The sequence below is a fragment of the Streptomyces sp. NPDC051909 genome, assembly GCF_040681095.1.
Lineage (GTDB): Bacteria > Actinomycetota > Actinomycetes > Streptomycetales > Streptomycetaceae > Streptomyces.
Window position 1 is genome coordinate 326,914 of the sequence record NZ_JBFAYA010000003.1, and the last position, 18,352, is coordinate 345,265.

At 71.8% G+C, this 18,352-nt stretch carries 17 protein-coding genes; 16 read left to right on the top strand and 1 reads right to left on the bottom strand.

Translation table 11 applies throughout. The annotated features are described in order from the left end of the window. Window positions 1–4: 4 nt before the first annotated feature. From mltG to nusB, 10 genes are all read left to right on the top strand, one after another. Window positions 5–1,762: an endolytic transglycosylase MltG gene (gene mltG / locus AB0M18_RS07050; RefSeq protein WP_365755773.1), complete on the top strand. Its 1,758-nt coding sequence runs from the start codon at window positions 5–7 to the stop codon at window positions 1,760–1,762. Next, window positions 1,759–2,586: a shikimate dehydrogenase gene (locus AB0M18_RS07055; protein ID WP_365755774.1), complete on the top strand. Its 828-nt coding sequence runs from the start codon at window positions 1,759–1,761 to the stop codon at window positions 2,584–2,586. The genes mltG and AB0M18_RS07055 overlap by 4 nt, the downstream gene beginning before the upstream one ends. Window positions 2,587–2,765: 179 nt before the next feature. Further along, complete coding sequence (gene aroC, locus AB0M18_RS07060) at window positions 2,766–3,950, top strand: chorismate synthase (protein WP_365755775.1); 1,185 nt, start codon at window positions 2,766–2,768, stop codon at window positions 3,948–3,950. Continuing rightward, complete coding sequence (locus tag AB0M18_RS07065; protein ID WP_365755776.1) at window positions 3,947–4,465, top strand: shikimate kinase; 519 nt, start codon at window positions 3,947–3,949, stop codon at window positions 4,463–4,465. The genes aroC and AB0M18_RS07065 overlap by 4 nt, the downstream gene beginning before the upstream one ends. Next, window positions 4,462–5,556: a 3-dehydroquinate synthase gene (gene aroB, locus AB0M18_RS07070; RefSeq protein WP_365755777.1), complete on the top strand. Its 1,095-nt coding sequence runs from the start codon at window positions 4,462–4,464 to the stop codon at window positions 5,554–5,556. Before AB0M18_RS07065 ends, aroB begins: the two co-directional genes overlap by 4 nt. After that, window positions 5,553–5,999 carry a type II 3-dehydroquinate dehydratase gene (gene aroQ / locus AB0M18_RS07075; RefSeq protein ID WP_365755778.1) on the top strand — a complete coding sequence of 149 codons (447 nt, stop codon included), beginning with the start codon at window positions 5,553–5,555 and terminating at the stop codon, window positions 5,997–5,999. The genes aroB and aroQ overlap by 4 nt, the downstream gene beginning before the upstream one ends. 151 nt (window positions 6,000–6,150) lie before the next feature. After that, entirely contained in the window at window positions 6,151–7,035 is an 885-nt protein-coding gene (locus AB0M18_RS07080; RefSeq protein WP_365755779.1) for an AAA family ATPase, read from the top strand. 218 nt (window positions 7,036–7,253) lie between these two features. Beyond that, complete coding sequence (locus tag AB0M18_RS07085; RefSeq protein WP_365755781.1) at window positions 7,254–8,360, top strand: aminopeptidase P family protein; 1,107 nt, start codon at window positions 7,254–7,256, stop codon at window positions 8,358–8,360. A gap of 49 nt (window positions 8,361–8,409) precedes the next feature. Further along, entirely contained in the window at window positions 8,410–8,976 is a 567-nt protein-coding gene (efp, locus tag AB0M18_RS07090) for an elongation factor P (protein WP_365755782.1), read from the top strand. A 2-nt stretch (window positions 8,977–8,978) separates the two neighbouring features. Continuing rightward, window positions 8,979–9,416 carry a transcription antitermination factor NusB gene (gene nusB, locus AB0M18_RS07095; protein ID WP_365755783.1) on the top strand — a complete coding sequence of 146 codons (438 nt, stop codon included), beginning with the start codon at window positions 8,979–8,981 and terminating at the stop codon, window positions 9,414–9,416. Between the two features lie 176 nt (window positions 9,417–9,592). Here the strand turns inward: nusB and bldD are convergent, their stop codons facing one another. Then, complete coding sequence (bldD, locus tag AB0M18_RS07100) at window positions 9,593–10,096, bottom strand: transcriptional regulator BldD (RefSeq protein ID WP_365755784.1); 504 nt, start codon at window positions 10,094–10,096, stop codon at window positions 9,593–9,595. Between the two features lie 247 nt (window positions 10,097–10,343). Here bldD and pyrR point away from each other — a divergent pair, with 247 nt between their 5' ends. The 6 genes from pyrR (at window position 10,344) to carB (ending at window position 18,308) form a co-directional block, all read left to right on the top strand. Next, window positions 10,344–10,913 carry a bifunctional pyr operon transcriptional regulator/uracil phosphoribosyltransferase PyrR gene (pyrR, locus tag AB0M18_RS07105; protein WP_365755785.1) on the top strand — a complete coding sequence of 190 codons (570 nt, stop codon included), beginning with the start codon at window positions 10,344–10,346 and terminating at the stop codon, window positions 10,911–10,913. A gap of 84 nt (window positions 10,914–10,997) precedes the next feature. Beyond that, window positions 10,998–11,981 carry an aspartate carbamoyltransferase catalytic subunit gene (locus AB0M18_RS07110; RefSeq protein ID WP_365755786.1) on the top strand — a complete coding sequence of 328 codons (984 nt, stop codon included), beginning with the start codon at window positions 10,998–11,000 and terminating at the stop codon, window positions 11,979–11,981. A gap of 4 nt (window positions 11,982–11,985) precedes the next feature. Continuing rightward, window positions 11,986–13,272, top strand: coding sequence for a dihydroorotase (locus tag AB0M18_RS07115; protein ID WP_365755787.1), 1,287 nt, complete (start codon window positions 11,986–11,988; stop codon window positions 13,270–13,272). Then, complete coding sequence (locus AB0M18_RS07120; RefSeq protein WP_365755788.1) at window positions 13,269–13,853, top strand: hypothetical protein; 585 nt, start codon at window positions 13,269–13,271, stop codon at window positions 13,851–13,853. Before AB0M18_RS07115 ends, AB0M18_RS07120 begins: the two co-directional genes overlap by 4 nt. After that, a complete protein-coding gene (carA, locus tag AB0M18_RS07125) occupies window positions 13,850–15,007 on the top strand; it encodes a glutamine-hydrolyzing carbamoyl-phosphate synthase small subunit (protein WP_365755789.1) in 1,158 nt (385 codons plus the stop codon). Before AB0M18_RS07120 ends, carA begins: the two co-directional genes overlap by 4 nt. Beyond that, on the top strand, window positions 15,000–18,308 hold the full coding sequence (gene carB / locus AB0M18_RS07130) for a carbamoyl-phosphate synthase large subunit (RefSeq protein WP_365755790.1): 3,309 nt from the start codon (window positions 15,000–15,002) through the stop codon (window positions 18,306–18,308). Before carA ends, carB begins: the two co-directional genes overlap by 8 nt. The last annotated feature ends 44 nt before the right edge of the window (window positions 18,309–18,352 follow it).

Below are 18,352 nucleotides of genomic sequence, written 5' to 3' on the forward strand. Positions count from 1 at the left end.
ATCGATGACTGATTATGGCCGGAGCCCCGGCTCCGAACCGTGGCACCCCTCGGACCCCTTGTACGGGGACCAGGGGTGGGAGGGCCAGCAGCAGTACCCGCAGCAGCAGTACCAGCAGCAGGCTCCGTACGGCCACCAGGACCCGTACGCCCAGCAGCAGACGTACACCGGCGGACCGTACGAGCAGCAGCCGCAGCAGCATCAGCAGCACCCTCAGCAGCAGCACCCGCAGGCCTACGGCCAGCAGTACGGCGAACAGCAGTACGGGAACCCGGCCGGTTACGACACGCCCGGGTATCCCGCACAGCAGTACGACGGCAACTGGGAGACGGGTCAGGCGGCGATGCCGTACAACGCCCCGCCCGCGGATCCGTACGGCGGCCAGCAGCCCGACCTCTACGGCACCCCCGAGGCCTACCCCCCGCCGCAGCCCCCCGGCCGGCGCCAGGTCCCGCCGCAGCCGGTGACCGACTGGGACGCGGAGCCCGAGGAGGAGAACCACCCCTTCTTCACCGGTGAGGACGCTCCCGGCAACGAGTCCGAGCGCTATGCCGGGTCCGACCGCTATGACGACGAGGACGCGTACGACGACGACTACGAGGACGAGCCGGACGGCCGTCGCTCGGGCCGCCGCGGTGGAAAGAACGGCCGGGGCGGCAAGGGCGAGAAGGGCAAGAAGGCCAAGAACGGCGTCGCCTGCCTGGTCGTCGCGCTCGTCCTGGTCGGCGGCGTGGGCGGCCTCGGCTATGTCGGCTACACCTTCTGGCAGGGCCGCTTCGCCGAGGCGCCCGACTACACCGGCAGCGGCACGGGCGAGGTCCAGGTCGAGATCCCGCGCGGCGCGCTGGGCTACGACATCGGCAACATCCTGAAGAAGAGCGGCGTCGTGAAGAGCGTCGACGCGTTCGTCTCGGCGCAGCAGAAGAACCCCAGGGGTCAGCTGATCCAGGCCGGCGTGTACACGCTGAAGAAGGAGATGTCGGCGGAGAGCGCGGTGGCGCTGATGCTGAATCCGGCGAGCCAGGCCAACTTCGTCATTCCCGAGGGCAAGCGCAACGCCTGGGTCTACGAGCAGATCGACAAGCGCCTCGAACTCAAGCCCGGCACCACCAAGGACATCGCCCACAAGCAGGCGAACGACCTGGGCCTGCCCGACTGGGCCAAGAACCACGCCGAGGTCAAGGACCCGCTGGAGGGCTTCCTCTTCCCCGCGAGCTATCCGGTCGCGAAGGGTGCGAAGCCCGAGGACGTGCTGCGCAAGATGGTGTCCCGGTCGGCCGCCGAGTACGGCAAGCTCGACCTCGACGCCAAGGCGAGGGAACTCGGTCTCAAGGGCCCGTGGGAACTCGTCACCGTCGCGAGCCTCGTGCAGGTCGAGGGCAAGTACAAGCACGACTTCGACAAGGTCTCGCGGGTCGTCTACAACCGCCTCAAGCCGGGCAACATGGAGACCGTCGGCCGGCTGGAATTCGACTCCACGGTCAACTACCTGCGCGGCGAGAGCACTCTCGACGTCGGCGCGGTCAAGGACCTGCGGCAGATCAAGGACCCGTACAACACGTACCGCGTCCAGGGCATCATCCCCGGCCCGATCAGCAACCCGGGCCTCGACGCGGTCAACTCCGCCATGAACCCGACGCCGGGCCCGTGGTACTACTTCGTGTCGATCAACGAGAACAAGACGGTCTTCGCCGTGACGATCGCGGAGCACAACAAGAACGTCGCGGAGTACGAGAAGGAGCGGGAGAAGTCCGGGCAGTGAGTACACGACACCGGGCGGCCGTCCTCGGCTCGCCCATCGCCCACTCGCTCTCCCCGGTCCTGCACCGGGCCGCGTACGCCGAACTCGGCCTCGACGACTGGTCCTACGGCCGGTTCGAGGTCGACGAGGCGGCGCTGCCCGGGTTCGTCGGCGAGCTCGACGCGTCGTGGGCCGGGCTCTCGCTGACCATGCCGCTCAAGCGGGCGATCATTCCGCTGCTCGACGAGATCACCGACACGGCCGCCTCGGTCGAGGCCGTCAACACGGTGGTGTTCACGGACGACGGGCGCCGGGTCGGCGACAACACCGACATCCCCGGCATGATCGCCGCGCTGCGCGAGCGGGGCGTCGAGAAGGTCGACTCGGCCGCGATCCTCGGCGCGGGCGCCACCGCCTCCTCGGCGCTCGCCGCCCTCGCCCGGGTCTGCGCCGGCCCCGTCACCGCGTACGTACGCAGCGAGGCCCGCGCCGGCGAGATGCGTGGCTGGGGCGAGCGGCTCGGCGTGGACGTGCGCACGGCCGCCTGGGACGACGCGGCGGAGGCCTTCGCCGCGCCGCTGGTGATCGCGACGACCCCGGCCGGGACGACGGACGCCCTGGCCGGAGCCGTACCCGACGCCCCCGGCACGCTCTTCGACGTGCTCTACGACCCCTGGCCCACCCGCCTCGCCGCCGCCTGGTCGGCGCGCGGCGGGAAGATCGTCGGCGGGCTCGACCTCCTGGTCCACCAGGCGGTGCTCCAGGTCGAGCAGATGACCGGCCGCACGCCGGGGCCGCTGGCCGCGATGCGGGCGGCGGGGGAGCAGGCGCTCGCCCGGCGCTGAGCACCGTGCCGCCGGCGGAGCAGCCGTCCGGCCCCACCCGACGCGTGAGACGGGCGTCCCGACTCGTGGACCGGCGATCGATCGGCCGCCCGGACGTGGGAGGATCGGGGGAGGCGGACCCGGGCCGCGCACCCAGGTCGTGCCGTCGCAGTGCCCAGGCGCGAGCATGAGGAGCATCGTTGAGCAGGTTGCGTTGGCTGACGGCGGGGGAGTCGCACGGCCCCGCGCTGGTTGCAACCCTTGAGGGACTTCCGGCCGGTGTTCCGGTCACCACGGAGCTGGTGGCGGACCATCTCGCACGGCGGCGGCTCGGCTATGGACGCGGTGCCCGCATGAAGTTCGAGCAGGACGAGGTCACCTTCCTCGGCGGCGTCCGGCACGGTCTCTCCCTCGGGTCGCCGATCGCCGTCATGGTCGGCAACACCGAGTGGCCCAAGTGGGAGAAGGTCATGTCGGCCGACCCGGTCGACGCCTCCGAGCTCAAGGAGACCGGCCGCAACGCGCCGCTGACCCGCCCCCGGCCCGGGCACGCCGACCTGGCCGGCATGCAGAAGTACGGCTTCGACGAGGCCCGGCCGATCCTGGAGCGCGCCAGCGCCCGGGAGACCGCCGCCCGCGTCGCGCTCGGCGCCGTGGCCCGCTCCTTCCTGAAGGAGGCGGCCGGCATCGAGATCGTCTCGCACGTGGTGGAGCTGGCCCAGGCGAAGGCCCCGTACGGCGTCTACCCGACCCCGGCCGACGTCGAGAAGCTCGACGCCGACCCGGTGCGCTGCCTCGACGCCGACGCGTCGAAGGCGATGGTCGCCGAGATCGACCAGGCCCACAAGGACGGCGACACCCTCGGCGGCGTCGTCGAGGTCCTCGCCTACGGCGTGCCCGTCGGCCTCGGCTCGCACGTGCACTGGGACCGCCGGCTCGACGCGCGGCTCGCCGCCGCGCTCATGGGCATCCAGGCCATCAAGGGCGTCGAGGTCGGCGACGGCTTCGAGCTCGCCCGGGTGCCCGGCTCGCAGGCCCACGACGAGATCGTGCGCACCGAGGACGGCATCAAGCGCACCTCCGGCCGCTCCGGCGGCACCGAGGGCGGCCTCACCACCGGTGAGCTGCTGCGAGTGCGCGCCGCGATGAAGCCGATCGCGACCGTCCCGCGCGCCCTCGCCACGATCGACGTCGCCACCGGCGAGGTCGCGGCCGCCCACCACCAGCGCTCCGACGTCTGCGCCGTGCCGGCCGCCGGCATCGTCGCCGAGGCCATGGTCGCGCTGGTCCTCGCGGACGCCGTCGTGGAGAAGTTCGGCGGCGACTCGGTCCCCGAGACCCGTCGCAACGTCCGGTCGTACCTCGACAACCTGCACATCCGGTGACCGGCGGCCCGCTGGTCGTCCTCGTCGGACCCATGGGATCCGGCAAGTCCACCGTCGGCGCGCTGCTCGCCGAGCGGCTCGGCGCCGTCTACCGGGACACCGACGCGGACATCGTCGCCGCCGAGGGGCGGGAGATCTCGGACATCTTCGTCGAGGACGGCGAGGAACACTTCCGCGCCCTGGAGCGCGCGGCCGTGGCCACCGCCCTCGCCGAGCACGAGGGCGTCCTCGCGCTCGGCGGCGGCGCCGTGCTCGACGCCGGCACCCGCGCCCTGCTGCGCGGGCGCCCCGTCGCGTACCTCTCGATGGACGTCGAGGCCGCCGTCCGCCGCGTCGGCCTCGGCGCCGCCCGGCCGCTGCTCGCCGTCAACCCGCGCCGGCAGTGGCGCGAACTGATGGACGCGCGCCGCCACCTGTACGAAGAAGTCGCGAGCGTCGTCGTCGCCACCGACGAGCGCACGCCCGAAGAGGTCGCCGAGGCGGTCCTCGACGCACTGGAGTTGAAGGACGTATGACGGACCAGGAAGTCACCCGGATCCCGGTCGGCGGCTCCGCGGGCACGGACCCGTACGAGGTGCTGGTCGGCCGGCAGCTGCTCGGCGAGCTCGGCGGGCTGATCGGCACGCAGGCCAGGCGCGTCGCGGTGATCCACCCCGAGGCGCTCGCCGAGACCGGTGAGGCGCTGCGCGCCGACCTCGCCGACCAGGGCTACGAGGCCGTCGCCATCCAGGTGCCCAACGCCGAGGAGGCGAAGACCGCCGAGGTCGCCGCCTACTGCTGGAAGGCGCTCGGCCAGACCGGCTTCACCCGCAGCGACGTCATCGTGGGCGTCGGCGGCGGCGCCACCACCGACCTGGCCGGCTTCGTCGCCGCGACCTGGCTGCGCGGGGTGCGCTGGATCGCCGTGCCCACCACGGTGCTCGGCATGGTCGACGCGGCCGTCGGCGGCAAGACCGGCATCAACACCGCCGAGGGCAAGAACCTCGTCGGCGCCTTCCACCCGCCGACCGGAGTGCTCTGCGACCTGGCCGCGCTGGACTCGCTGCCGGTGCACGACTACGTCTCCGGGCTCGCCGAGATCATCAAGGCCGGTTTCATCGCCGACCCGGTCATCCTCGACCTGATCGAGGCCGACCCGGAGGCCGCCCGCACCCCGGCGGGCCCGAACACCGCCGAGCTGATCGTCCGCTCGATCAAGGTCAAGGCCGAGGTCGTCTCCGGCGACCTCAAGGAGGCCGGGCGCCGCGAGATCCTCAACTACGGGCACACCCTCGCGCACGCCATCGAGAAGAACGAGCGCTACAAGTGGCGGCATGGCGCCGCCGTCTCCGTCGGCATGGTCTTCGCCGCCGAGCTCGGCCGGCTGGCCGGCCGCCTCGACGACGCCACCGCCGACCGGCACCGCGCCGTCCTGGAGTCCGTCGGCCTGCCGCTCACCTACCGCGGCGACCAGTGGCCCAAGCTCCTGGAGACCATGAAGGTCGACAAGAAGTCCCGCGGCGACCTGCTGCGCTTCATCGTCCTCGACGGCCTCGGCAAGCCCACCGTCATGGAGGGCCCCGACCCGGCGGTGCTGATCGCGGCGTACGGCGAGGTGTCCGCGTGAGCGGGCCGCGCCGCGTCCTCGTGCTGAACGGCCCGAACCTGGGCCGGCTCGGCTCCCGCGAGCCCGACATCTACGGCGCCACCTCCTACCGGGGCCTGGTGGAGTCCTGCCGCGCGCTGGGCGAGCAGCTGGGCTTCGACGTCGAGGTGCGCGAGACCAACGACGAGGGGGAGATGATCCGCTGGCTGCACGAGGCCGCCGACGGTTCGATCCCGGTCGTCCTCAACCCCGGTGCCTTCACCCACTACTCGTACGGGATGCGCGACGCGGCCGCCCAGCGCACCGCGCCGCTGATCGAGGTGCACATCTCCAACCCGTACACCCGTGAGGAGTTCCGGCACACCTCCGTGGTCGCCGCGGTGGCCACCGGGACGGTGGCCGGCTTCGGCATCGGCTCCTACCGGCTGGCGCTGCGGGCGCTCGCGGAGGAACTGGACGCGTGAGCGGGTCCGGCGGAGCGAGTCCTCACCCCATCGGGTGAGGACTCGCACCCCCGGCCGATTCCCCCGGGCCGTTTCCCCTCCGGAAGTCGGGGGCGGTAACGTTCCGGCAACGACGGAAACATCGCCGGCAGGGAACGGAGTGGGGCACCGGATGCAGCACGGAATGGGGGCTCCGCTGCCACCGCAGGAACCCGCGGCCCGCACCGGCTGGGCACAGGGCCCGCAGGCCCACGCCCCCGGCGCCCCGGTCCAGGGCGGACACCCGCCCGTGCCGCCGCCCGTCCCCGGCCACCACCCCGCCCCCGGGCACCACCAGCCCTACCCGGTGCCGCCGACACCGCAGGGCCCGCCCGCGCCGCCCGGCCCGCCCGCCGCGCAGGCACCGCAGGCCCCGCCGCCGCCCGGCTGGGGCGGCGCCGCCCCCACGGGGCAGGCCACCGGCCACATCACCCTGCCGCCCCCGGTCACCGGCACCGGCGGCGCCACCATCGCCGTCCTGCTCATCGGCCCGGCAGGTGCGGGCAAGACCACCGTGGCCCGCCACTGGGCCGGCCGACGGCCCGTGCCGACGGCCCACATCAGCCTCGACGACGTCCGCGAATGGGTCTGCTCCGGCTTCGCCGACCCCCAGTCCGGCTGGAACGAGAACTCCGAGGCGCAGTACCGGCTCGCCCGCCGCACCTGCGGCTTCGCCGCCCGCAACTTCCTGGCCAACGGCATCTCCTGCATCCTCGACGACGCGGTCTTCCCCGACTGGCCGGTCGTCGGCCTCGGCGGCTGGAAGCGCCATGTCGGCCCCGGACTCCTCCCGGTCGTGCTGCTGCCCGGCCTCGACGTCGTCCTGGAGCGCAACGCCGAGCGCAGCGGCAACCGGCGCCTCTCCGACGAGGAGGTCGCCGCGATCCACGGCCGGATGGCCGGCTGGTACGGCTCCGGGCTGCCGATCATCGACAACTCCACGTACGACGTGGAGACCACCGCCCGGGTCCTGGACGACGTCCTCGCCCGCGCGATATCCGGCCAACCGCCGGCCTAGGCCGTGTCTGACAAATAGCGTCGTCCGCCCGCAGCGCGTGTGCGTGCCGGGCGTCGCGCGCCAGGCGGGATTTGTCAGACACGGCCTAGGGCGCCTCCCGGCAGACGGGACTTCCGACACACGCCCTAGCGTCGCTCCGGTCGCTCCGGTCGCTCCTCGGCCGCCCGGTCGGGCGCGCACAACAGGCCGGGGCGCGCGGGCGCTCGTAGGCTCGGAACATGTCAGAGGTGTTTGCCGACCGCCGGACCCGGCTGCGCGACCGGTGCGCGGCCGCGGGCAGCCCGGCCGCCCTGGTCTCCCGCCCCGCCAATGTCCGCTATCTCAGCGGCGGTTCGCCCGCCGGGGCCGTGCTGCTGCTCGGACCCGACGAGGACGTGCTGCTCTGCCCGACCGCCCCCGGCGCCGATCCGGCCGACGGGCGGCTCGACGAGCTGCTGCGCACGCTGGTGCTGCCCACCGGCGGCGGGGATCCGGCCGTCGCCGGTGTCGACTTCGCCCGCAAGGCCGGCGCGGACGCCCTCTCCGTCGAGGAGCACCATCTGACCGTGGCCCGGCACCGGGCCATGGGCTCGGCCGCCCCCGGGCTGCGGCTCGCCGACCTGTCCTGCGCGGTCGAGCAGCTGAGGATCGTCAAGGACGAGGACGAGATCGGCTGTCTGCGGATCGCCGCGGAGATCGCCGACCAGGCGCTCGGCGAGCTCCTGGAGTCGATCCTGGTCGGCCGCACCGAGCGGCACCTCGCCCTGGAGCTGGAGCGGCGGCTCGTCGACCACGGCGCCGACGGTCCGGCCTTCGCGACCTCCGTCGCCACCGGACCGCACTCCGGGCGGAGCGGGCACCGGCCCACCGACCGGCGGGTCGAGGAAGGAGACTTCCTGACCGTCTGCCTGGGCGCCGACTACCGCGGCTACCGCTGCGAGATCGGCCGCACCTTCGTCATCGGGACCACCCCGGCCGACTGGCAGATCGAGCTGTACGACCTCGTCTTCGCCGCTCAGCGGGCCGGACGCGAGGCGCTGGTGCCCGGCGCCGAGTACCGGGACGTGGACCGCGCGGCCCGGCAGATTCTCGCCGCGGCGGGTCACGGAGACGCCACCACCCCGCTCACCGGGCACGGCGTGGGCCTGGAAATCGACGAGGACCCGCAGCTCGCACCCGCGGCCATGGGTAAACTGGACGCTTGCGTGCCGGTCACCGTCGAACCGGGGGTCCACCTCCCGGGCCGGGGCGGCGTCCGGATCGATGACACGCTCGTCGTACGCCAGGAGGCGGACGGCGGACCCGAGCTACTCACCATCACGACCAAGGAGCTGCTCGCGCTGTAGCGCGCGCCGTGCCTCTCGGTCCACGTCAGTACCAGGAGATTCCGCAACCGTGGCTTCCACGAACGACCTCAAGAACGGCATGGTGCTCAAGCTCGACGGGGACCAGCTCTGGTCCGTCGTCGAGTTCCAGCACGTCAAGCCCGGCAAGGGCCCGGCCTTCGTGCGCACCAAGCTCAAGAACGTGCTGTCCGGCAAGGTCGTCGACAAGACCTTCAACGCGGGTGTGAAGGTCGAGACGGCCACCATCGACCGCCGGGACATGCAGTTCTCCTACATGGACGGCGAGTACTTCGTCTTCATGGACATGCAGACCTACGACCAGCTGCACGTCGACAAGAAGGCCGTCGGCGACGCCGCCAACTTCCTCATCGAGGGCTTCACCGCCTCCGTGGCGCAGCACGAGGGCTCCGTGCTCTACGTCGAGCTCCCGGCCGCCGTCGAGCTGGTCATCCAGCACACCGACCCGGGCGTCCAGGGCGACCGCTCCACCGGTGGCACCAAGCCCGCCACCCTGGAGACCGGCCACGAGATCCAGGTCCCGCTCTTCGTCACCACCGGTGAGAAGGTCAAGGTCGACACTCGTGACAGCAGCTACCTCGGCCGGGTGAACAGCTAACCGTGGCTGCCCGGAGCAAGGCCCGCAAGCGGGCCTTCCAGATCCTGTTCGAGGCCGACCAGCGCGGTGCCTCGGTGCAGGAGGTCCTCGCGGACCAGGTCCGGCTGCACCGGTCCGACAACCGCCAGCCGCCGGTGAGCGACTTCACCATGCAGCTGGTCGAGGGCTACGCGCAGCACATCGCGCGGATCGACGAGCTCATCGCGACCTATGCGGTGGACTGGGACCTCGACCGGATGCCCGCCGCCGACCGGAACATCGTGCGCCTCGCCGCGTACGAGCTGCTCTGGGAGGACGGCACCCCGGACGCGGTGGCCATCGACGAGGCGGTGAACCTCGCCAAGGAGTTCTCCACGGACGAGTCGCCGACCTTCGTCAACGGCCTGCTCGCGCGCTTCAAGGACCTGAAGCCGCGCCTGCGCCGGGACGCGGACGCCTAGGCTCGACCCAGCCCGTCCACGCGCCTCTCAGGCAGTCGAAAGGGGCCCGCAGCACTCGTGTGCTGCGGGCCCCTTCGTCGTACGGAGGCCATGGCGGCCGAGAACGCCGGGGCCCCGGGAGTCGAGGTGACTCCCGGGGCCCCGGCGGCACGTTTCTGCGGCTGTTTCCCGCAGATTCAGTTGTTGTCCTCGTGGGCGACCGCGCGGCGCGCGTCGGCGTCGAGCACGCCCCAGCTGATCAGCTGCTCGGTGAGGACCGAGGGGGACTGGTCGTAGATCACGGCGAGGGTGCGCAGGTCGTCCTGGCGGATCGACAGCACCTTGCCGTTGTAGTCGCCGCGCTGCGACTGGATCGTCGCCGCGTAGCGCTGGAGCGGGCCGGCCTTCTCCGCGGGGACGTGGGCCAGGCGCTCCAGATCCAGAACCAGCTTCGGCGGCGGCTCGGCGGCACCGCCAGGGGTCGTGCCCGGCAGCAGCTCCTGCACCGGCACGCCGTAGAAGTCCGCAAGCTCGGCCAGGCGCTGCACCGTCACGGCGCGGTCGCCACGCTCGTACGAACCGACCACGACCGCCTTCCAGCGGCCCTGGGACTTCTCCTCCACCCCGTGGAGGGAAAGGCCCTGCTGGGTGCGGATCGCACGGAGTTTGGCCCCGAGCTGCTTTGCGTATTCGCTGGACATAACGCTCCCGGACGCTGAGACGACGTTGCGGCTGCGCCGCGCGGCTGGTAACTCACTGTGAGGTTACGCAGCGTGACACTCTCCCGTCAAGCCGAATGGTCCATACCGCCCCCTCCCGGGGGACGGCGCCCGGTGTGGTGGACGGGGGGTGAGCGGGCGGTCCGCCCGCCCCTGGTAGGGTGGATGGCGCAATTACGACGTCCTTTAAGGTCCGTCCCGTGAGGCGGAGAAGGAGGTCCGTTTTCACATGGACGCTCAGCAGCAGTACAGCGAGACGGCGCGGCCCGTTCTGGAGGCCCCCGACATCGCGCGGGTCCTGACCCGTATCGCCCACGAGATCGTCGAGCGCGCCAAGGGCGCCGACGACGTGGTCCTCCTCGGCATCCCCACCCGTGGCGTGTTCCTCGCCGCCCGGCTGGCCGAGAAGCTCGAATCCATCACCGGCGGCAAGATCCCGGTCGGCTCCCTGGACATCACCATGTACCGGGACGACCTGCGACTGAAGCCCGCCCGCGCCATCGGCCGCACCGAGATCCCCGGTGACGGCGTCGACGGCCGCCTCGTCGTGCTCGTCGACGACGTCCTCTTCTCCGGCCGCACCATCCGCGCCGCCCTCGACGCCCTCGGCGACATCGGCCGCCCGCGCGCCGTCCAGCTCGCCGTCCTCGTCGACCGCGGCCACCGCGAGCTCCCGATCCGCGCCGACTACGTCGGCAAGAACCTCCCCACGTCGCTGCGGGAGACGGTCAAGGTCCTGCTCGCCGAGGAGGACGGTCGCGACACCGTGCTGCTCGGCAGCAAGCCCGCCTCCTCCTAGCCGGACCGGCACCCCCGACGGGTCCGGGGCACAGCCCTGCGCACCCGCATGCCCTCACCCTCCCCACCACGGAGCGAAACCCCGATGATGCGTCACCTCATCTCGGCCGCCGACCTCACCCGCGACGACGCCGTCCTGATCCTCGACACCGCCGAGGAGATGGCCCGGGTGGCCGACCGGCCGATCAAGAAGCTGCCGACCCTGCGCGGCCGGACCATCTGCAACCTGTTCTTCGAGGACTCCACCCGTACCCGGATCTCCTTCGAGGCGGCCGAGAAGCGCCTCTCCGCGGACGTCATCAACTTCGCGGCCAAGGGCTCCAGCGTCTCCAAGGGCGAGTCCCTGAAGGACACCGCCCAGACCCTGGAGGCGATGGGCGTCGACGCCGTCGTCATCCGGCACAGCGCCTCCGGCGCCCCGTACCGCCTGGCCACCTCCGGCTGGATCGACGCGCCGGTCATCAACGCCGGCGACGGCACCCACCAGCACCCCACCCAGGCGCTGCTCGACGCCTTCACCATGCGCCGCCGCCTGGTCGGCCGGGACGCCGGCCTCGGCAAGGACCTGGCCGGAAAGCGCGTCACCCTCGTGGGCGACGTGCTGCACAGCCGGGTCGCCCGTTCCAACGTCGACCTGCTGCACACCCTCGGCGCCGAGGTCACCCTGGTGGCCCCGCCCACCCTGGTCCCGGTCGGCGTCGAGACCTGGCCCTGCGAGGTGTCGTACGACCTCGACAACGTGCTGCCGAAGTCCGACGCGGTGATGATGCTGCGTGTGCAGCGCGAGCGGATGAACGCCGCCTTCTTCCCCACCGAGCGCGAGTACTCGCGCCGCTACGGGCTCGACGGCGAGCGGATGGCGAAGATGCCCGAGCACGCCATCGTCATGCACCCCGGCCCCATGGTCCGCGGCATGGAGATCACCGCGGAGGTCGCCGACTCCGACCGCTGCACGGTCGTCGAGCAGGTCGCCAACGGCGTGTCCATCCGGATGGCCGTGCTCTACCTGCTGCTCGGCGGCTCCGAGCCCGCCGCCCCCGCCACCACCACCCGTACCGAGGAGAAGTAAGAACATGAGCAAGATCCTGATCCGCGGTGCGAAGGTGCTGGGCGGCGAGGCGCAGGACGTCCTCATCGACGGCGAGGTCATCGAGGCCGTCGGTACGGGCCTGACGGCCGAGGGCGCCGAGGTCGTCGAGGCCGACGGCAAGATCCTCCTGCCGGGCCTCGTCGACCTGCACACTCACCTGCGCGAGCCCGGCCGCGAGGACTCCGAGACCGTCCTCACCGGCACCCGCGCCGCCGCCTCCGGCGGCTACACCGCCGTCTTCGCCATGGCCAACACCCACCCCGTCGCCGACACCGCCGGCGTCGTCGAGCAGGTCTACCGGCTCGGCAAGGAGGCCGGCTACTGCGACGTGCAGCCCATCGGCGCCGTCACCGTCGGCCTGGAGGGCAGGAAGCTCGCCGAGCTCGGCGCCATGCACGACTCCGCCGCCGGGGTCACCGTCTTCTCCGACGACGGCAAGTGCGTCGACGACGCCGTGATCATGCGCCGCGCCCTGGAGTACGTGAAGGCCTTCGGCGGCGTCGTCGCCCAGCACGCCCAGGAGCCCCGCCTCACCGAGGGCGCCCAGATGAACGAGGGCGTCGTCTCCGCCGAGCTGGGCCTCGGCGGCTGGCCCGCCGTCGCCGAGGAGTCGATCATCGCCCGTGACGTGCTCCTCGCCGAGCACGTCGGCTCCCGCGTGCACATCTGCCACCTCTCCACCGCCGGCTCCGTCGAGATCGTCCGCTGGGCCAAGTCCCGCGGCATCGACGTCACCGCCGAGGTCACCCCGCACCACCTCCTCCTCACGGACGAGCTGGTCCGCTCGTACAACCCGGTCTACAAGGTCAACCCGCCGCTGCGCACCGAGCGTGACGTGATGGCGCTGCGCGAGGCCCTCGCCGACGGCACCATCGACATCGTCGCCACCGACCACGCCCCGCACCCGCACGAGGACAAGGACTGCGAGTGGGCCGCCGCCGCCATGGGCATGGTCGGCCTGGAGACCGCGCTCTCCGTCGTCCAGCAGACGATGGTGGAGACCGGACTGCTCGACTGGGCCGGCGTCGCCGACCGGATGTCCGTCAAGCCCGCGCGGATCGGCCAGGCGGCCGGCCACGGACGCCCCGTCTCGGCTGGTGAGCCCGCGAACCTGACGCTGGTCGATCCGGCATACCGTGGTGTCGTGGACCCCGCCGACTTCGCCTCCCGCAGCCGCAACACCCCCTACGAGGGCCGTGAGCTGCCGGGACGCGTCACCCACACCTTCCTGCGGGGCCGGGCAACGCTCGTCGACGGGAAGCTGGCGTGACACCACTCATTCAACTGGCCGAAGCCGCCGCCGCGGCCGATCAGAAGTCCGCCGAGGTCACCGACTGGGCCGGCCGGCTCGGCTGGGTCGCCGGACTGCTGCTCTTCATCGCCCTCGTCTACTGGCTGATGCGCCAGGGATGGAAGTGGCGCGGCAGCCTCCAGTCCGGCCTCCCGCCCCTCCCCGAGGTGCCGGAGACCCCCTCCGAGACCACGCTGGAGCTGAGCGGCCGCTACCACGGCTCCACCACCGCCGGGCAGTGGCTCGACCGGATCGTCGCCCACGGCCTGGGCACCCGCAGCCGCGCCGAGCTCAGCCTGACGGACGCGGGGATCAGTGTCGTACGCCCCGGGGCGAACGACTTCCTGATCCCGACCGCCGCCCTGCGCGAGGCCCGCCTCGACAAGGGCATCGCCGGCAAGGTCCTCACCGAGGGCGGCCTCCTGGTCGTCACCTGGGAGCACGGCGGCACCCTGATCGACTCCGGCTTCCGCTCCGACCGCGCGGCCGAGCACGCCGCCTGGGTCGAGGCCATCAACCACCTGAACACCGCACGTACGACGGAAGGCACCGCACGATGACGACCTCCATCCAGGGAGACGCCTCCAAGAGGCACCGGGCGGCTCCCGCCGTACTCGTCCTGGAGGACGGCCGCATCTTCCGCGGCCGCGCCTACGGGGCCGTGGGGGAGACCTTCGGCGAGGCCGTGTTCTCCACCGGCATGACCGGCTACCAGGAGACCCTCACCGACCCGTCGTACCACCGCCAGGTCGTCGTCATGACCGCCCCGCACGTCGGCAACACCGGCGTCAACGACGAGGACCCCGAGTCCGCCCGCATCTGGGTCTCCGGCTACGTGGTCCGCGACCCCGCCCGCGTCTCCTCCAACTGGCGCGCCAGGCGCTCCCTCGACGAGGAGCTGCGCCACCAGGGCGTCGTCGGCATCCAGGGCATCGACACCCGCGCCCTCACCCGCCACCTGCGCGAGCGCGGCGCCATGCGCGTCGGCATCTTCTCCGGCAGCGCCCTGCCCGACGACGGCACCCTGCTCGCCGAGGTCCGCCAGCAGCCCGAGATGACCGGCGCCGACCTCTCCGCCGAGGTCGCCACCAAGGAGCCGTACGTCGTCCCCGCGATCGGCGAGAGGAAGTTCACCGTCGCCGCGGTCGACCTCGGCATCAAGGGCATGACCCCGCACCGGATGGCCGAGCGCGGCATCGAGGTCCACGTGCTGCCCGCCACCGCCACCGCCGAGGACGTCTACGCGATCGACCCGGACGGCGTGTTCTTCTCCAACGGCCCGGGCGACCCGGCCACCGCCGACGGCCCCGTCGCCGTCATGCAGGAGGTCCTGCGGCGCAGGACGCCGCTCTTCGGCATCTGCTTCGGCAACCAGATCCTCGGCCGCGCGCTCGGCTTCGGCACCTACAAGCTGAAGTACGGCCACCGGGGCATCAACCAGCCCGTCCAGGACCGCACCACCGGCAAGGTCGAGGTCACCGCGCACAACCACGGCTTCGCCGTCGACGCGCCCCTCGACAAGGTCTCCGACACCCCCTTCGGGCGCGCCGAGGTCTCCCACGTGTGCCTGAACGACAACGTCGTGGAAGGCCTGCAGCTGCTCGACCAGCCGGCCTTCTCCGTCCAGTACCACCCCGAGGCGGCCGCGGGCCCGCACGACGCCGCGTACCTCTTCGACCGCTTCGTGACCCTCATGGAGGCCGAGCGTGCCTAAGCGCACCGACATCCAGTCCGTCCTGGTCATCGGCTCCGGCCCGATCGTCATCGGACAGGCCGCCGAGTTCGACTACTCCGGCACCCAGGCCTGCCGGGTGCTCAAGTCGGAGGGCCTGCGGGTCATCCTGGTCAACTCCAACCCGGCCACGATCATGACCGACCCGGAGATCGCCGACGCCACCTACGTCGAGCCGATCACCCCCGAGTTCGTCGAGAAGATCATCGCCAAGGAGCGCCCCGACGCCCTCCTGCCCACCCTCGGCGGTCAGACGGCCCTCAACACGGCCATCTCGCTGCACGAGGCCGGCACTCTCGACAAGTACGGCGTCGAGCTCATCGGCGCCAACGTCGAGGCGATCAACAAGGGCGAGGACCGCGACCTCTTCAAGGAGGTCGTGGAGGAGGTCAACAGGAAGATCGGCCACGGCGAGTCCGCCCGCTCGGTCATCTGCCACTCCATGGACGACGTCCTCAAGGGCGTCGACACCCTCGGCGGCTACCCCGTCGTCGTCCGCCCCTCCTTCACCATGGGCGGCGCCGGCTCCGGCTTCGCCCACGACGAGGACGAGCTGCGCCGCATCGCCGGCCAGGGCCTCACGCTCTCCCCGACCACCGAGGTGCTCCTGGAGGAGTCCATCCTCGGCTGGAAGGAGTACGAGCTGGAGCTGATGCGCGACAAGCACGACAACGTCGTGGTCGTCTGCTCCATCGAGAACTTCGACCCCATGGGCGTCCACACCGGCGACTCGATCACCGTCGCCCCGGCGATGACCCTCACCGACCGCGAGTACCAGATCCTGCGCGACATCGGCATCGCCGTGATCCGCGAGGTCGGCGTCGACACCGGCGGCTGCAACATCCAGTTCGCCGTCAACCCCGACGACGGCCGGGTCATCGTCATCGAGATGAACCCGCGCGTCTCCCGCTCCTCCGCGCTCGCCTCCAAGGCCACCGGCTTCCCGATCGCCAAGATCGCCGCCCGCCTGGCCGTCGGCTACACGCTGGACGAGATCCCGAACGACATCACCGAGAAGACCCCGGCCTCCTTCGAGCCGACCCTCGACTACGTCGTCGTCAAGGCCCCGCGCTTCGCCTTCGAGAAGTTCCCGTCCGCCGACTCCACGCTGACCACGACCATGAAGTCGGTCGGCGAGGCCATGGCGATCGGCCGCAACTTCACCGAGGCCCTGCAGAAGGCCCTGCGCTCCCTGGAGAAGAAGGGCTCGCAGTTCGCCTTCACCGGCGAGCCCGGCGACAAGGCCGAGCTGCTGGCCCTGGCCGTCCGCCCGACCGACGGCCGGATCAACACGGTCATGCAGGCCATCCGCGCGGGCGCCACGCCCGAGGAGGTTTTCGAGGCCACCAAGATCGACCCCTGGTTCGTCGACCAGCTCTTCCTCATCAAGGAGATCGCCGACGACCTCGCCGCGGCCGAGAAGCTCGACCCCGAGCTGCTCGCCGAGGCCAAGCGCCACGGCTTCTCCGACGCCCAGATCGCCGAGATCCGGAACCTGCGCGAGGACGTCGTCCGCGAGGTCCGGCACGCCCTCGGCGTCCGCCCGGTCTACAAGACGGTCGACACCTGCGCCGCCGAGTTCGCCGCCAACACCCCGTACTTCTACTCGTCCTACGACGAGGAGACCGAGGTCGCGGCCCGCACCAAGCCCGCGGTGATCATCCTCGGCTCCGGCCCGAACCGCATCGGCCAGGGCATCGAGTTCGACTACTCCTGCGTCCACGCCTCCTTCGCGCTCAGCGACGCCGGCTACGAGACCGTGATGGTCAACTGCAACCCGGAGACCGTCTCCACGGACTACGACACCTCCGACCGGCTCTACTTCGAGCCGCTCACCCTGGAGGACGTCCTGGAGATCGTGCACGCCGAGTCGCTGGCCGGCCCGGTCGCCGGTGTCGTCGTCCAGCTCGGCGGCCAGACCCCGCTGGGCCTCGCCCAGGCGCTCAAGGACAACGGTGTGCCGGTCGTCGGCACCTCCCCGGAGGCCATCCACGCCGCCGAGGACCGCGGCGCCTTCGGCCGCGTGCTCGCCGAGGCCGGCCTGCCCGCCCCGAAGCACGGCACCGCGACCACCTTCGCCGGCGCCAAGGCCATCGCCGACGAGATCGGCTACCCCGTGCTCGTACGCCCCTCGTACGTGCTCGGCGGCCGCGGCATGGAGATCGTCTACGACGAGGCGCGCCTGGAGGCGTACATCGCCGAGTCCACCGAGATCTCCCCGACCCGCCCGGTGCTCGTCGACCGCTTCCTCGACGACGCCATCGAGATCGACGTCGACGCCCTCTACGACGGCACCGAGCTCTACCTCGGCGGTGTCATGGAGCACATCGAGGAGGCCGGCATCCACTCCGGCGACTCGGCGTGCGCTCTGCCCCCGATCACGCTCGGCGGCTTCGACATCAAGCGCCTGCGCGCCTCCACCGAGGCCATCGCCAAGGGCGTCGGCGTGCGCGGACTGATCAACATCCAGTTCGCGATGGCCGGCGACATCCTGTACGTCCTGGAGGCCAACCCGCGCGCCTCGCGCACCGTCCCCTTCACCTCGAAGGCGACCGCGGTGCCGCTCGCGAAGGCCGCCGCCCGCATCTCGCTCGGCGCCACCATCGCCGAGCTGCGCGCCGAGGGCCTGCTGCCGGCCACCGGCGACGGCGGCACCCTGCCGCTGGACGCGCCGATCTCCGTCAAGGAGGCCGTCATGCCGTGGAGCCGCTTCCGCGACATCCACGGCCGCGGCGTGGACACCGTCCTCGGCCCGGAGATGCGCTCCACCGGCGAGGTCATGGGCATCGACTCGGTCTTCGGCACGGCCTACGCCAAGTCGCAGGCCGGCGCCTACGGCCCGCTGCCCACCAAGGGCCGCGCCTTCATCTCCGTCGCCAACCGCGACAAGCGCTCGATGATCTTCCCCGCCCGTGAGCTGGTCGCCCACGGCTTCGAACTGCTCGCCACCTCCGGCACCGCCGAGGTGCTCAAGCGCAACGGCATCAATGCCACCGTCGTGCGCAAGCAGTCCGAGGGCGAGGGCCCGAACGGCGAGAAGACCATCGTCCAGCTCATCCACGACGGCCAGGTCGACCTGATCGTCAACACCCCGTACGGCACCGGCGGCCGCCTCGACGGCTACGAGATCCGTACGGCGGCGGTGGCCCGCTCCGTCCCCTGCCTGACCACCGTCCAGGCGCTCGCGGCGGCCGTCCAGGGCATCGACGCACTCAACCACGGCGACGTGGGCGTCCGCTCGCTCCAGGATCACGCGGCACACCTGACCGCGGCCCGCGACTAGCAGCCCACAAGGGGGACACCGGAAACGGTGTCCCCCTCTTGCTG

Bases quoted from the DNA above. Each gene is read 5' to 3' on its own strand.
- mltG (WP_365755773.1), top strand. From the start codon at position 5: ATGACTGATTATGGCCGGAGCCCCGGCTCCGAACCGTGGCACCCCTCG.
- aroB (WP_365755777.1), top strand. From the start codon at position 4,462: ATGACGGACCAGGAAGTCACCCGGATCCCGGTCGGCGGCTCCGCGGGC.
- AB0M18_RS07080 (WP_365755779.1), top strand. From the start codon at position 6,151: ATGCAGCACGGAATGGGGGCTCCGCTGCCACCGCAGGAACCCGCGGCC.
- AB0M18_RS07085 (WP_365755781.1), top strand. From the start codon at position 7,254: ATGTCAGAGGTGTTTGCCGACCGCCGGACCCGGCTGCGCGACCGGTGC.
- bldD (WP_365755784.1), bottom strand. From the start codon at position 10,096: ATGTCCAGCGAATACGCAAAGCAGCTCGGGGCCAAACTCCGTGCGATC.
- pyrR (WP_365755785.1), top strand. From the start codon at position 10,344: ATGGACGCTCAGCAGCAGTACAGCGAGACGGCGCGGCCCGTTCTGGAG.
- AB0M18_RS07110 (WP_365755786.1), top strand. From the start codon at position 10,998: ATGATGCGTCACCTCATCTCGGCCGCCGACCTCACCCGCGACGACGCC.
- AB0M18_RS07115 (WP_365755787.1), top strand. From the start codon at position 11,986: ATGAGCAAGATCCTGATCCGCGGTGCGAAGGTGCTGGGCGGCGAGGCG.
- carA (WP_365755789.1), top strand. From the start codon at position 13,850: ATGACGACCTCCATCCAGGGAGACGCCTCCAAGAGGCACCGGGCGGCT.